General features: G+C 26.3%; 14 protein-coding genes and 1 tRNA gene. 10 read left to right on the top strand and 5 right to left on the bottom strand.

From position 1 onward, the window contains the following. The first annotated feature begins 303 nt into the window (after positions 1–303). The 5 genes from KJQ99_RS05685 (at position 304) to KJQ99_RS05705 (ending at position 8,574) form a co-directional block, all read left to right on the top strand. The gene (locus KJQ99_RS05685; RefSeq protein ID WP_214118730.1) at positions 304–978 is read left to right on the top strand and encodes a response regulator transcription factor; all 675 of its coding nucleotides are present in this window, start codon (positions 304–306) and stop codon (positions 976–978) included. Between the two features lie 40 nt (positions 979–1,018). After that, complete coding sequence (locus KJQ99_RS10610; RefSeq protein ID WP_250325672.1) at positions 1,019–2,026, top strand: sensor histidine kinase; 1,008 nt, start codon at positions 1,019–1,021, stop codon at positions 2,024–2,026. Between the two features lie 75 nt (positions 2,027–2,101). After that, positions 2,102–6,217: a hypothetical protein gene (locus KJQ99_RS05695; RefSeq protein ID WP_214150240.1), complete on the top strand. Its 4,116-nt coding sequence runs from the start codon at positions 2,102–2,104 to the stop codon at positions 6,215–6,217. 162 nt (positions 6,218–6,379) lie between these two features. Beyond that, a complete protein-coding gene (locus tag KJQ99_RS05700) occupies positions 6,380–7,651 on the top strand; it encodes a hemolysin family protein (protein ID WP_214150245.1) in 1,272 nt (423 codons plus the stop codon). After that, positions 7,648–8,574: a DHH family phosphoesterase gene (locus tag KJQ99_RS05705; protein WP_214118727.1), complete on the top strand. Its 927-nt coding sequence runs from the start codon at positions 7,648–7,650 to the stop codon at positions 8,572–8,574. The genes KJQ99_RS05700 and KJQ99_RS05705 overlap by 4 nt, the downstream gene beginning before the upstream one ends. Positions 8,575–8,686: 112 nt before the next feature. Here KJQ99_RS05705 and KJQ99_RS05710 read toward each other — a convergent pair. Continuing rightward, positions 8,687–8,763 (bottom strand) — tRNA-Met (locus KJQ99_RS05710). Positions 8,764–8,978: 215 nt separating this feature from the next. On the opposite strand from KJQ99_RS05710, the gene KJQ99_RS05715 reads away from it, so the two are divergent. Further along, positions 8,979–9,293, top strand: a complete 315-nt coding sequence (locus KJQ99_RS05715; protein WP_214118724.1) for an HU family DNA-binding protein — start codon at positions 8,979–8,981, stop codon at positions 9,291–9,293. Positions 9,294–9,324: 31 nt separating this feature from the next. Here KJQ99_RS05715 and KJQ99_RS05720 read toward each other — a convergent pair whose 3' ends face one another. From KJQ99_RS05720 to msrP, 3 genes are read right to left on the bottom strand one after another with little or no spacing between them, the layout of a single operon-like run. Then, the gene (locus KJQ99_RS05720; protein WP_214150241.1) at positions 9,325–9,999 is read right to left on the bottom strand and encodes an MqnA/MqnD/SBP family protein; all 675 of its coding nucleotides are present in this window, start codon (positions 9,997–9,999) and stop codon (positions 9,325–9,327) included. Continuing rightward, positions 9,980–10,465 (bottom strand): cytochrome b family protein, encoded by a 486-nt coding sequence (locus KJQ99_RS05725; protein WP_214118720.1) that lies wholly within the window; start codon positions 10,463–10,465, stop codon positions 9,980–9,982. The genes KJQ99_RS05720 and KJQ99_RS05725 overlap by 20 nt, the downstream gene beginning before the upstream one ends. After that, positions 10,465–11,331 carry a protein-methionine-sulfoxide reductase catalytic subunit MsrP gene (gene msrP / locus KJQ99_RS05730; RefSeq protein ID WP_214150242.1) on the bottom strand — a complete coding sequence of 289 codons (867 nt, stop codon included), beginning with the start codon at positions 11,329–11,331 and terminating at the stop codon, positions 10,465–10,467. Before msrP ends, KJQ99_RS05725 begins: the two co-directional genes overlap by 1 nt. A gap of 98 nt (positions 11,332–11,429) precedes the next feature. Here msrP and KJQ99_RS05735 point away from each other — a divergent pair, with 98 nt between their 5' ends. From KJQ99_RS05735 to KJQ99_RS05750, 4 genes are all read left to right on the top strand, one after another. After that, positions 11,430–12,347, top strand: coding sequence for a branched-chain-amino-acid transaminase (locus tag KJQ99_RS05735; protein WP_214118718.1), 918 nt, complete (start codon positions 11,430–11,432; stop codon positions 12,345–12,347). 173 nt (positions 12,348–12,520) lie between these two features. Continuing rightward, the gene (locus tag KJQ99_RS05740) at positions 12,521–13,582 is read left to right on the top strand and encodes an SPFH domain-containing protein (protein WP_214118716.1); all 1,062 of its coding nucleotides are present in this window, start codon (positions 12,521–12,523) and stop codon (positions 13,580–13,582) included. Then, a complete protein-coding gene (locus KJQ99_RS05745) occupies positions 13,582–14,097 on the top strand; it encodes a DUF2393 family protein (protein WP_214120301.1) in 516 nt (171 codons plus the stop codon). The genes KJQ99_RS05740 and KJQ99_RS05745 overlap by 1 nt, the downstream gene beginning before the upstream one ends. Positions 14,098–14,106: 9 nt before the next feature. Further along, positions 14,107–14,625, top strand: a complete 519-nt coding sequence (locus tag KJQ99_RS05750; RefSeq protein ID WP_214118712.1) for a DUF2393 family protein — start codon at positions 14,107–14,109, stop codon at positions 14,623–14,625. Positions 14,626–15,162: 537 nt separating this feature from the next. Here the strand turns inward: KJQ99_RS05750 and KJQ99_RS05755 are convergent. Next, the gene (locus KJQ99_RS05755; protein ID WP_214150243.1) at positions 15,163–15,318 is read right to left on the bottom strand and encodes a hypothetical protein; all 156 of its coding nucleotides are present in this window, start codon (positions 15,316–15,318) and stop codon (positions 15,163–15,165) included. Positions 15,319–15,443 lie beyond the last annotated feature (125 nt).

The raw sequence follows: 15,443 nt of genomic DNA on the forward strand, positions 1-15,443 counted from the left end.
AGTGAATGATTTAAAACTTATATATAAGAAAGTTTTAAATGGCTCTTGATCACTTGTTTAGATATCAAAGATTGACGTTGAAATAATTGATATATTTAAAATTAACAATAAAACTATTTAAAATAACGATTTGCTAGAAGCAAATAAAAAGCTTGAATTATATGTTATTAAACTTAAAAAACACTTAAACATAAAAATATTTTTGGAATTTAGGGATTAATGATTGAAATATCCTAATTTAGACACTTTTTAGCTAAAAATAATATTAAAAAACTAAAATAAACATTTTTTAAGGAAGTAATTATGAATATTTTATTGCTTGAAGATGATTATTTATATGCTACTAGTATTTGTGAATATTTGCAAGATTTAGGATTTAGTGTTGATGTTTTTAGTGATGGCGACTTAGCCTGTAAAACTATCGCAAATAAATTTTATCATCTTTATATACTTGATATAAAAGTAATAAATACTAATGGCTTTGATGTATTAAGTTATATAAAAAGCTTAAATATTACTAACCCTATTATGATGATGACTTCAAGAACTGATATAGCAAGTATTAAAAAAGGATATGAGCTAGGCTGCAATGAATACCTTAAAAAACCTTTTGAACTAGATGAATTAAAATATAGAATTAAAGAATTATTAAAACAATTTTTTAACACTCAAAGTAATGATACAATCACAATTTCAGGCGAGTTTGTATATGATTATATTTCTAAAAGTCTTAGCAAAAATAAAACTCTAATAGAGCTTACTAGTAAAGAAATCACATTGATTGAATATTTGTTAAGCAATAAATCAAGTTATGTAAATGTAAGCAGTATTTATGAATATGTATGGGGGGGGGCAAATGAAGAATTTGAAACCAATGGCTCAAGCGATGTAAGAGTATATGTCAAAAGAATTAGAGCAAAAACTTGCGATGATTTTATAATATCATCTAGAGGACTTGGCTATAAAATCAATGTCTAAGCAAACAATACTATTAACCCTTATAGCTTTAGTCATATCAATGTTAGCTATAAATATATTGAAATTAAGTGTAGCTAATGATAAAAACTCTACACTATTAGAACTAGCAAGTTATATAAATAAGGATTTAAATAACTTACAAGATATAAAAATATGTATTTTCAATAATGAAGAAATTTTAAAATGCGAACTTGATATAAACTATATAAAAGATGATTTTATATATAAAACTCATAATTCTTTGCTTTATTACAAATTCCAAAAACAAATAAACAATACAACATACAATGTGGTGCTATCAAAACCTTGCGTTTATAATAAAAGCATAATCAATGCTGCTATAGTGTTTGGTGGGGGAACTTTTATATTATTTGTTTTAATTTACTTAGTTTATAAAAACAATATCAAAAGTTTAATTTGGTATAAAAACACTATGAATACATTTTTTTATGATGCAATGCACGAGTTAAAAACTCCATTGGGTATAGCCTTATTAAATGCTGATATGTTAGAAAGTAATAAATATCAAAAAAGAATTAAAGCAGCACTAAATCAAATGAAAACAACATATGATGATGTAGGATTTTATATAGAAAATCCAAATGCTAAATACCCACTAAAAAATATTAATTTTTCTAATTTTTTAAAAACAAGAATTGATTTTTTTAATAGTATTGCTAGTATGAAAAGTGTGGAATTTCATTTAGAAATCACTAATGATTTATATGTATTAATCAGCGAAGTAGAGTTACTAAGAATTGTAGATAATAATATTTCAAATGCAATTAAATATACAAAAGTTAATTCTAAAATTACAATATCTTTAAACCAATCAAATGAAAAAATAATTTTTATAATACAAGATGAAGGAATTGGCATAAAAGATACAAAAAGAATTTGGCATAGATATGCTAGAGAAGATTTAGCTAAAGGTGGATTTGGCTTAGGTCTTAATATAGTAAGAAATATTTGTAAAAAATACGATATTGTATATGAAGCATTTAATTATGAAAAAGGAGCAATTTTTAAATACTCTTTTAAATCATAATTTTTTAATTTAATCTTAATTTAAAAACTAAAAAATATAATTAATTAACTTAAAATCTTAACTAAAAGGTATATAATGAAAAAAGTCCTCATATCACTACTTGTAATATCTAATCTTTATTCTTATGAATATACAAATAAAGTTCATCCTTTCGGAATGTATTTTGGAACTCAAAACCATAAACAACATACAGATATAGATTTAGCTGATTGCGTTATAAATAATACAAGAAATAATGATAAAGGCAGAAGCGCTTGTTTTCAACTTTATCAAATCTTTAACATAGATGATCATTTTAATAGAACTGATGCTGAAGATGAGCAAAGAATTATTGTAAATTGGGGATTTAATTGGGATTATGCTTGGGCTAAACTAGATTATCAAAATAGCATTGTGAAAAAATTTGGCTATTTTCAAGGCAATCAATCATCTCATCATACCGATTCAAGAAGATTTAGAGAAAATGTATTTTGTGTAAATTACGAAGATAATGCAGCGGGAACTAATTATAATCCTAATAATTATGATGATTTTATTTCTCATCAAAACTCAAAACCTAAAAAGCTAGATAGTGTAAAAAATACTGAAATTACTTTTCCAATGAAATCTTATTTTTATGATGAATCGTATATTCAAGATGTGTTTAAAGAATTTGAAGTTAATACAACAGGTAAAATCATACTTTTAGCAAGTAGCGATAATGATTCAATTTTTAGCTATTTTTTAAGCGAACAATTACTAAATAATGAAAAAAACTCAAATGCTTATAGATTTGCAAATACTTATTTAGGCTATCAGCACGGCTCAAGCACAACTTCTGATAGCGAAAACGCATACAATGATTTTGTAAGATTTATGAAAAGCAAAGGTTGTAGATTAAATCCTGACCAAGGATTTGCTAGCGGAATACCTTTAACGCTAGATGAAAACGAAGTAGGTGCTACCTTAACTGATAATGCTTATTATACAAATGATGAATGTGCTAAATATTCAGAACAATTTTTCTTAAAAAATAATGCCTTGTATTCTCCTAAAGAATTTTTAAAAGGTAATGCTAAATGGGGATTTTTAAATAATCAATATTTCGCACAAAATAAATCAGGACTAAGCAAATGCTACACATTTAATATGGAATATTACGATGGATATTACTTTTCTAGCAATGGATATTACAACGAAAAAAGTCAGTGGAAATCAAACGAATATAAAACCTATGATATAAAAGCTTTAAGGCTTAGGAATTTCGTTTATAACAACAATCAAGCACTTGCAAATGCTAAATATATTCAAAGATTTTCTCCTTACATAGATACAACACAAGAAAGAAGTATTTATAGTATTCATAAAACTAGAGATGGTGCAATAGGCGAAAAAGCAATATATAAAGAAATCAAAAATTCAAAAGATTGTATAATCAAGGTTAGACCTGGATTATTTGATATACGAAAAGAATGTAAGAATTCAAAATACAAACAAAACGGCATAAGAGAAAGAGCTGGAATTATGCCTAAAGATATAGGTAATCAAGAAAATATAAGCACAAAAATCTTTAGCCTACATTTAAGACCAACTTCATTAAAAGAAGAATATAAATACTATAAAGACAATATGAAAAAATACACAGCAAGTCCAGGGGATTTATACGCTCATTTAAAAAATCCAAAATATTTTACATCTACAGATATTGTAAATTGGGGTAAAAATTATGGAGATGGGAAATTCCCTGCTGATACAATTGTAGGCATTTATAAAAATAAGCCTGAAATTAATGCTAATTTTAAATTCTTATTCTATCCTGACGCAAATAGCACTAAATTTAGTTTAATTTCAAAAGATTTAAATCCAGCAGGCAGTGCAAAGGTAGGAGATAAAACATATCCTATATTTAATAAAATTCCTGAAGTTCATATAACTCCATTTTATAATGGTCAAAACTTAGAAAAAAGATATGATTATACAAAGACTAAAGATGGAAATTATATAAAATGTTGTGATAAAGATTTAAGCAAATATTATGTAGATTTAAGAGTTCAAATTAGCACTTTAGCAAAAAATGGAAATGATTACACTATAAAATCAAAGCAACCAAGTGTGATTTATTATGAATTAGATTTAGATTACGCTAATTCAGAAAACTTAGAATACTTCATAAGAGAACTTAGCTTTAAATTAAAAGAACCATCGTTAATAGAAATTACAACAGAAAGAATTTACGATAACGATAAAAGACCTATGTTTGAAGTAGATAGTAAAAATATCATAAAAGGCGTTAGTGAGACTGCAGCATTTATTTTAACAGATGAAGAAATAGTGCAAAAACAACACTATTTTGGAAGTATTTGGAAAATACTAAATAGAAAACCTAGTCTAGGAGAAGATTTAAGACCTAGTATTAAAGATTTAAATGATAAAAAAGCAAAAATAGCTAATGATACATATACAAGAATGGTTGGAGATAATGTATATATAGGTTTTGTTCATGTAGCTGATAAAACTAGAATTAGTTTCTTTTCTAATACTGCAAGTGTAAATCACGATGATGGAAGAGCTACTAAGGTTTTAATATACGATAAAGATGATTTTAGAGTAAATCCTGATAATCAAATGATGGGAGATTTTATAATTGAATTTATCAATATAACTCCAGGTCGCCACGATATTTGCTATACTCAAAAAGATATGCAAGGTAAATTATTAACCCCTACTCCAATATGCAAAAACTTTATGGTAAGACCAGCTGAAATAAAAATAAATGATTTTGTTACTAAAGCAGGAGAAGGATTAAAAAAACCTTTACCAACTACTCTTAAAGCAAGTGTATTAGATACTCAAGATAGAAAATTAAGTATTAATTCAAATATAGGAATTAAAGAAGCTAAATTAAAAGTTACAAATAGCAAAGGTAGTTTTTATACATTTGATTTAGAAACAAGTGCTTATAACAAAATTAGCCAACTAAATCCTATTAATTTTAAACGTAATAATAAAGATTATAGTTTTGATATGGTAATTGCCTATCCTTTTGCTGGAAGTGGAATTATTGAGTTTAAAGACAATGATTTTGTAGGAAGTGATATTACTAATAAAAAATGTGAAAATACTGGATTTTCAAATACAATCAACGCTAATGGAAAAATATCTTGCCATATATTAATTAAGCCTATTAATGCTGATTTTACTAGCTCATCTACTACGAATTTAAATAATATAAAAACATCTGATGGTTTATCTGATGCTGTTTTATTTTCTGATGAAGTTGTAGGACAAAGCGAAGCTGATTTGGGTAAATGTTCTGGTATAAATTGTGATTTTACACATTCACTAAATATACCTGTAAATATAGAAAATAAAGGCTCAAGTTCTGCTAATAGTTTAGAATATGTATATAAGTATTTTCCTAGCGATATTGATATAGATTTTGATTTAAATTTCTTAGATAATAACGATACTCAAGCTAGTAGTAGATATAGAATTTATACTAATAAATTAAGTATTAAAAATATGAATATCACAAATCAAAAAATCAAAATGACTTTAAGCGCTAGCAATACTACACTAAATGCAATTTTTGATTCAAAAATGCAAAATTTAGATAACGAAGTCAATAAAAATTTAAATACTCTAAGTAGCGTTGCTAAAAAATACGAAGCAAGTCCTGATGATTTAGAATTTATTACAAAAATAGGCTATACAAAATTCCAAAAAACAAATGACTTAGCACCTAGTAAAGACATTTTAAATAAGCCTGATGTAAATGAATTTAATCTTGATACTACAAGTAGCATAACAATAGATAAAGGAACTCCTGTTAATTTTACAAAAAATTATCCATTTATTTTTGCTTATGCAATGTATAAAGATACTAAAGCAGATGCGGGTAAAAAATATAAAAAATTATTACCGAGTGATTTAAAATTAAAATATATAAATACAACTGGTAAAATTAGCGAATTATACACAAGCGCAACTACTAGCGGGCATTATTATCTAAAACCAATTGCTGATATTATTAATAATATTTCTTTTACAAGTGATTACAATTCTAATATCAAAAAACTTACCGATGGAAGTATTGAACTTGAATTATCAAGTGATAAAAAAACTAATGAATATATAAAAGATTTAATTAGAATGCACTCAAATAGCGAAATTAGTGCAAAAGAAAGCTTTAGCGTAGAATACACTAAATAATTTTTTAGGAATTTAAAATAAATCAAATTATTTTAAATTCCTTTTAATTTTTAATATAAAAATGCCTTTTTATAATTCTTACTATTTTTTAAGTTTGTATGTTTATAATTTTAGCTTTATTTTTTACAAGGAGATTTTTTGGACCCCAGTTATACGGCATTAATGCTGTTTTTAGCATTGTTTTGTGTTTTTTTAAATGGATTTTTTGTATTATCTGAGTTTAGTATTGTCAAGATTAGAAAAAGTAAGTTAGAAGAATTTGTAAATCAAAAAAGAGCTAATTCAAAACTAGCTTTAGAAATGTATAAAAATTTAGATACTTATTTATCAGCTACTCAATTAGGTATTACTTTAAGTTCTTTGGCTCTTGGTTGGTTAGGAGAAAGTTCTGTCGCTGTTTTATTAAATAAAATTCTATCAAGCTTTGATGTAAATCCTATAGCAATACATAGTATTTCTGTTGCTATTTCTTTTATATTAATTACACTACTTCATGTAGTTTTAGGAGAAATTGTTCCAAAAAGTATAGCAATTGCAAAAACTGAAAGCGTAGTTTTATGGATAGCAAGACCACTTTATTTATTTAGAATAATTTTTGCACCTTTCATAGTTACATTTGATTTCTTATCTTTATCTATATTAAAAATATTAAGAATAAAAACAAACGAGCACGCAGCTCACTCTGAAGAAGAAATTAAATTCATAGCAAGCGAAAGTCAAAAAAGTGGCGTTTTAGATGAATTTGAAACCGAACTTATACAAAATGCTGTTGATTTTAGTGATATTGTAGCGAAAGAAATAATGACTCCTAGAAGAGATATGATTTGCTTAAATAAAGTTAATTCATACGAAGAAAATATAAAAATAGTTCATGATTATAAACACACTAGATTTCCTTTTATAGATGCTAGTAAAGACAATGTTTTAGGTATGATTCATATTAGAGATTTATTAGATAATCAAAATAAAGATTTAAATGAATGTGTAAGAAAAGTTCTATTTGTCCCAGAAAATATTAGTATTTCAAAGGTTCTTGTTCAAATGAATAAAGAGCAAATTCACACAGCCATAGTAATTGATGAATATGGTGGAACAGCTGGGCTTTTAACTATGGAAGACATTATTGAAGAACTTGTTGGAGATATAAACGATGAGCATGATAAAAAAGAACAAGATTTCAGAAAAATTAACGATAATGTTTATATAGTAAATGGAAGACTAGATATTGAAAGTGTTGAAGAAATTCTAGATATTAAATATGATGATGAATTAGAAGAACTTACAATTGGTGGTTATGTCTTTAATCGTTTAGGACATGTTCCAAGTGAAAAAGAAAGATGTGAAGATGAGCATTGTTATTATGAAATAAAACAAATGCAATCAAATAGTATAAAATACTTAAAAATAATCAAAAAAACAAAGGAAAAACTATGAATAAATATAGATTAATTACTAGAAGTGATATGGATGGACTTGTATGTGCTGTTTTGCTTAAACATATGGATTTAATAAGTGATATTAAATTCGTTCATCCAAAAGATATGCAAGATGGAACAATAGAAATTACAAATAATGATATTGTTACAAACTTACCATATTGCCCTAATGCTTATTTAGTGTTTGACCATCACGAAAGCGAAAGTATTAGAAACGGAAAAGCAGATAATCATATAATTATTCCAGATGCACCAAGTGCTGCTAGAGTTGTTTATGATTATTATGAAAAACAAGGCGTAAAATTTCCTGAAGAATGGCACGATATGATGGTAGCTGTTGATAAAGCAGATAGCGCTCAATTTTTAATGGAAGATGTACTTGAGCCTAAAGGTTGGGAATTCTTAAGCTTTTTAATGGATAGTAGAACTGGACTTGGTAGATTTCACGATTTTAGGATAAGCAATTATAACCTTATGATGGATTTAATTGATTATTGTAAAAATCATAAAATTGATGATATTATGAAATTACCTGATGTAGTAGAAAGAAGCGATTTATACATTAAATACGAAAAAGAATTTAAAGAACAACTAAAAAGATGCTCTAAAGTTTATAAAAACCTTGTTGTTTTAGATTTAAGCAAAGAAGAAATCATTTATCCAGGTAATCGCTTTATGATTTATGCACTTTATCCTGAATGCAATATATCAATTCATAAAATCTTAGGATTTAGAGGTCAAAATATGGTTTATGCGACAGGTAAAAGTATATTTAATAGAACTAGCAAAACAAACATAGGTGAGTTAATGTTAAAATACGGCGGTGGTGGACACGAAGCTGCTGGGACTTGTCAAGTTGCTCACGAAAATGCAGATATTGTATTAAATGAATTAATTGCTAAAATTAACGCTGATGGTTAATCTTTCTTGCTCGTTTTAAATTCTTATATTTAAAACGAGTTTTCTAATAAAAATCAAAAAAATATAAAAACTATAAAAAATAAAATTGGAAAAATTATTTGAAGTTATGAAATGGTGCTTAGGGGGAGACTCGAACTCCCGACCTCCGGCTTATGAGACCAGCGCTCTAGCCAGCTGAGCTACCTAAGCGTGAATAAAAAAAGCAAATTATATATATTTTTGCTTAAAATTTTATAAAATTAAAAATATTTCTAATAAATTGCGTATTAAACTTGCCAACTATGCTATTTAAAAACTAATTTTGCTATATTTTTACACAAATACTAATATTTTTTTTGTTTTTTAGCTAAATATTGTTTTTTTATTGTAAAATAGGGCTTTTAATCAATATTAAGGAGTTTTAGATGACTAAAGCAGATTTTATTTCATTAGTTGCTGAAAAAGCAGAAATTACTAAAAAAGATGCTACAACTGCAGTAAATGCTGTATTTGAAGCACTAGCTGAGTCTTTAGAAAAAGGCGAATCAATTCCATTTAATGGTTTTGGAACTTTCTCAACAACTGATAGAGCAGAAAGAACTGCAAGAGTTCCAAGCACAGGTAAAGAAATTAAAGTTCCAGCAACTAAAGTTGTTAAATTCAAAGTTAGCAGCGTGTTAAAAGAAAAAGTTGCTGCAACAGCTTGCAAAACTGGTAAATGTGGTAAGAAAAAGAAATAATTACCCAATTTAGTGGCGTTTTTAAATGCCACTAAATATATATTTTTTTAGTATAAATACTCAACGCTTTTAATTCTTTTTTCCCAATTTTATAATAAATATATTTTAGGTAGTTTTTAATATCATCATTACTAATTTTTCTTGTATTTGAATAATAATCTAAAATATAATTAGGTATTTTTATTCTTTGATTTGCAGTTAGATTTTTTCTTATAAAAGGTTTTAAAATTCTTTTTGCACTATTATGATTTTTAATACTTGAAAACCTTGCAAACATAAAAGGCAATTTAGTTAATTCATACCATTTTTCGCACATATCAATGTATTTTTCTTTATTATTTACATATTCTTTTAGTGCCTTATCTCCAATAATTACTTTACCATTTAATTTTAAAACCTTAGCTAAAGCATTTGAAGTGGCTGATTCTTTATCATTTTGTGCATTTGAGTTCTTTTCAACTAATACACTTAATACCTTTTTGTTAGCGCAAATTCCTATATTTAAATTCTTATATTTTGACCTTTTACTTTCAATACTAGAAATAATTGCGCAATCTAATCTTTTTTCTTTCAATGCTTTATTTAATTTTGCAGGAACATCTTTTTTATACTCTATGCTTTTTTTTACATAGCTTGGTAATTTTGAGCTTTTTAAATAAAAATGCAGTGGTAATAAATTAATATAATCAATCTTTCCGAATATCATTTTTACTCCTAAATAAAAATAAAAATGCCACTAATATAACTAAATAATGCAATGTTTCAGGAATTTTCACACTTAAAGAATAATGAAATGCCGCTAGTAAAAACACAAAATTAGAATAATTTAAATACTTTTTATAAAACATTAAAATCATAAAAATAAATGCAATTAATCCTAAAAGATTTCTTATTGCAATAGTATTTGTAAATAATATTTTTATATTAAATTGATTATCTACTATAACAAAATTTAAAAAATGCAATATTGCAAAAAATCCAGCTAATTTACCAAAAAACTTTATAAAAACTAAGAATTTATTAGGTAAAGCAATACTTAAAAATAAAGATATTAAAGCAAGTTGCCCACTTGCTTTATAAATATCTTTTACATAATCATATCCTAATAAAACAGATGATATAAAATACCCAAAAGACGCTAAAACTAAAAGAATTTTAATTGCAATAATCATTAAAAATTCTTTCTTAAATCTAAATCTTTATATAAATACCCAACTTCTTCTTCATAACCATTAAATAATTGAGTATCTTCTTTAAAAAAGCTACCTAAAACCCTATGCGATGCTTGAGACCATCTAGGATGTGGGACATTTGGATTAACATTTGCATAAAAGCCGTATTCATTCGGATTGTATTTTTCCCAAGAGCTAACAGGTTGCTCTTTAGTAAATTCAATTTTAGCAATTGATTTAATATATTTAAAACCATATTTCCAAGGAACAACTAAACGAATTGGAGCTCCATTTTGAGCTTTTAATTTTTCTTTATAAAGTCCTGTTGCAAGTAATGTTAGCGGGTGCATTGCTTCATCTAATCTTAATCCTTCTACATAAGGATAATCCAATACTCCATTAAATCTTTGGTCAGGAAAAATATCAGGGTCATATAAACTTGTAAATTTAACAAATTTTGCTTCACTTGTTGGCTTTGCAAGATTAATCAATTCTCTTAATTCAAATCCTTGCCAAGGTAAATTCATACTCCAAGCTTCTACGCAGCGTAATTTATAAACCCTTTCAACAATTTTAAAAGCTGATAAATCAGTTAAGGTCATTGGGTTTTCACACAAACCACCTATCTCAATTGAAATAGATTTATCATTTAAGCTTGATTTGCTAGCTAATCTTACGCATTCGCTTTTATTCGTGCTAAACTCATAAAAATTAACATAATTATAAGCATATTCACTATCACTTGGAACTAAATCAAGATTAGTTTTTGCTAATTCTTCAGCTATTGCTTGGCTTGAAACTATAGTTCCTGCACCTAATTTTAAAAAATTTCTTCTATTTAAATAATAATTTTTATCTGTTACCATTTTTTCTCCTTATTAAATTTTAATTCTAGGTAAAAAAAATAAATACTTATTATGAAAAATCTGTTAAACTTCGCAAAATTTAATTTAAAGGAAAAAGTATGGCAATTAAAGCTGATTACATCTGGATGGATGGACAAATTATTAACTTTGCTGATGCAAAAGTTCATTTTTTAACTCACTCATTACATTATGCTAACGCAGTATTTGAAGGAACAAGAGCGTATAAAACAGAAAATGGTATGGCTATTTTTAGATTGCAAGATCACACTAAAAGATTATTAGAAAGTGCAAAAATCACTGCAATTACTCCACCATTTTCACAAAAAGAATTAGAAGATGCTCAAATTGAATTATTAAGACGCAATAATTTTAATTCAAATACATATATTCGCCCTTTAATTTTCTTAGGCGATGGTATTATGGGAATTTATCATGCAAAAGCTCCTGTTAGAGTAGGTATTGCAGCTTGGGAATGGGGTGCTTATTTAGGAGAAGATGGACTTAATAAAGGTATTAAAGTATGTTGTTCATCATTAATGAGAAATAGCACAAAAGCAAATTTCAATAAAGCAAAAGCAAGTGCAAACTATCTAAACTCAATGATGGCTAAATATGAAGCTATTAATTCAGGTTTTGAAGAAGCTTTAATGTGTGATGAAGAAGGATTTATAGCAGAAGGCACAGGCGAGTGCTTTTTCATGGTTAAAAATGGCGTATTAATCACTCCACCAAATGATTATGCTCTAAAATCAATCACTCAAGATTCTGTTTTAAAAATTGCAAAAGATTTAGGTATTAGTGTAGAAAGAAGAAGAATTAGTAGAGATGAAGTTTATGTTTGTGATGAAGCATTCTTTACAGGAACAGCAGCTGAAATTACTCCTATTAATTCACTAGATCATAGAGTAATAGGAAATGGGGCTCGTGGAGAAATTACTAAAAAAATCCAAGATGCTTTCTTTGATATAGTATATGGAAGAAATGAAAAATACGCTTCTTGGCTAACTTATATTTAATTTTTTAGAGCGAATTATCGCTCTAAACTTTATAATATATAGAATCTAAAATAAGAATTTGATTTTAACTTTTAATTTTATTAACAATAAGACTATCTTTTATAAAATCTTTTTTCTAATTATAAACTTATACAATGTAAAATGCTTTCTTTATCAATTAACAAGGAGTATAAATGCCAGCAGATTTGAATGATTATTTCAATAAAAACAAAAAAAATGACAATAAAAAAACAGATTTTAATATTGATTTTAATTTTAAAGGTTTTGGTAAATTTAACGGAGTAATAATTGCAGCTGTTGTTATATTTTTAATAGTAGTAATAGCTAAGCCATTTGTAGTTGTAAATTCAGGACAAGTAGGTATTAGATCAACTACTGGTAAGTATGATCCGATAGCTCTTCAACCTGGTTTTCACTTTATAATCCCGTATTTTCAAAAAGTTTTAATTGTAGATACTAAAGTAAGACAAATAAATTATGCTAGCGTTGAAGGTGCGAGTGAAAGAACTTATGGTAGAGAAAGCATAATCAATAAAGAATCAATCACGGTTGTTGATGCTAGAAACTTACCTGTATCAGTAGATATAACAGTGCAATATCGCTTAGATGCAAGTAATGCACCTCAAACTATAGCTCAATGGGGGCTTGATTGGGAAAATAAAATTATAGACCCTGTTATTTTAGAAGTTGTAAGAAGTGTGGTTGGAAAATATACAGCTGAAGAATTACCTATAAAGCGTAATGAAATCGCTGCTTCAATTGAACTTGAATCAAGAAAAAGCATAGACGCTCAAGATAATAAACCTGTATTACTTGAGAGTGTAAAACTTCGTGGAATAATACTACCAACGAATGTTAAAGAGCAAATTGAAAAAGTTCAAATAGCTAAACAAGAAGCAGAGAGAACAAAATACGAAGTTGAACGTGCAAATCAAGAAGCACTTAAAAAAGCTGCACTTGCAGAAGGTATAGCAAAAGCTGCGATTATTGAAGCACAAGGTAAAGCAGATGCACAAAAAATAGAAGCAGACGCACAAGCTTATGCAAATAGAGAAATCGCAAAAAGTATAAGTAAAGAATTATTAGAATTAAAGCAAATTGAAACCCAAAAAGAATTTAACGAAGCTTTAAAGGTTAATAATGATGCTAAGATTTTCTTAACACCTGGCGGAGCTGTGCCTAATATTTGGCTAGATAATGCAAGCACAAAAAAGACAACCAGCCTTAATAATTAATGCAAAAATTATTAGATACTATTCATTTTTATCTAGCGAATTTCTATGCCCAAGATTTAATTCTTCTTGGGCTTTGTTTTTTATTTTTTATAGTAATTTTAATTCTTGCGATTTTTTTAAGAAAATTTCCAACTTTCTCAATATTTTTAATCATAGTAGGTATTGTTTTAGAATTTGTATTGTTTTTTATTGGAGAAAACTATATAAATGCTACATATCGTCCAGCAGAACTTGAAATAATCAAAAATGATAAATTAATTTTCAGCGATAATATATATTTAGATTTTAAATTACATAACAAATCTCAAAGAGATTTTAAAATATGCAAAATTAAATTCAATATAAAAAAAATCAGCAAAAATAACTTAGAACTAATCAAAAATACCTTAAAACCATTAAAAACAACAGAAATTATTTTAAAAGATATTCCAAAAAATTCATACGAAAAATCTTATTTATTAATACCTAGTAATGTTAAAAAATATACAATTGATACTTTAATTACTTGTTTTTAGGAGATATTTATGTATTTATCGCAATTTCATATCTTTGTAATATTTGCAGCTTTTGTAGTTTATATATTTTCACAATTTTTAATTATTTATTTTTTTAAAGAAAAAAACAAACTTTATACCTTTTCTTTTACACTCATAATTTTTGTATTGATTTTTGGATATTCAACTCTTCTTACCATAGATAGCTTTTTAAAAAGTGTAGAATTAAGAAATCAAAAAGACTATAAATCAGCAAATGAAGTAGTAATTAGTGGTCAAATATATAATAATGGAAAAGTCCCTGTAAAAACCTGTGAATTAAATATAGGAATAATAAATCTTGGTATCAAAAAAGTAGATGGAAGTATATTTGATTTAAGCAAAGGCTTTGACCCATTAAAACTTAATAAAATTCGCAATTTTTACTCTCATGATTTTAAAATAGAAGGGATTATCAATGAAAACGCATCAAAAAGCTTTAAAGTAAGTGTCCCTTATCCAAAACATTTTGAAGATTATAAATTAAGATATATTTTAAATTGCAAGTAATTTCTTGTGATTTAATATTCTTTTATTATCTTAACTAGCGTTAATAATACTTGCCGCGAATATAAAATAAATATTTTTGATTCTAAATTTAAAAAATCAAATATTAGATTTAAATTCTTTTAAAATATTTGTGAAATTAAATAAATAATTTATATTTTTTAACTTGTAAATTCATTAATTTTTAACTTTTTTTGTTTTATCAAATAACTAATTTTATAAGCAATCCCCTAAAGCGGGGCAATATTCTCTAACTTAGATAGAACTAAATTAAGCGTAGAAACAAGACTAGGTTTCAATCCCCTAAATCGGGGCAATATTCTCTAACAAAAATTCGTTATGGTATTTTAATTGAAAATATAAAGTTTCAATCCCCTAAAACGGGGCAATGTTCTCTAACCTTATAAGTCTTTAAATGTTTATGATGATTTTTTTGGTTTCAATCCCCTAAAGCGGGGCAATGTTCTCTAACCCTTAATTTTTTCATACTTTGTAAAAGAACTAAAATAAAAAATCATTATAAATATCCTTGATTAATGCCTAATTATCAGCAAATAATTTTAATACAATAAATTTTTTAGAAAATGCCAAGCAAAAGTTAAATTTCACTACTAAAACGCCTATTTCATCATAAAAATTTTTAATTTGCTTAGCATTTTCTGATTTTAAGAAATTTTTAAAGTCTAAAAAGCCCATAATTAGGGCTTTTAAATCTTAAACAAAAATAAATTTTAGAAAATGCCAAGCAAAAATTCACAAAAACCCATAAAATTAAAATATTTAAGCTGATTTTAAGCCTAAAACTAGGTAAATGCGAAATG

It is taken from the genome of Campylobacter sp. 2018MI13, from assembly GCF_018501135.1.
Classification (GTDB): Bacteria; Campylobacterota; Campylobacteria; order Campylobacterales; family Campylobacteraceae; genus Campylobacter_E.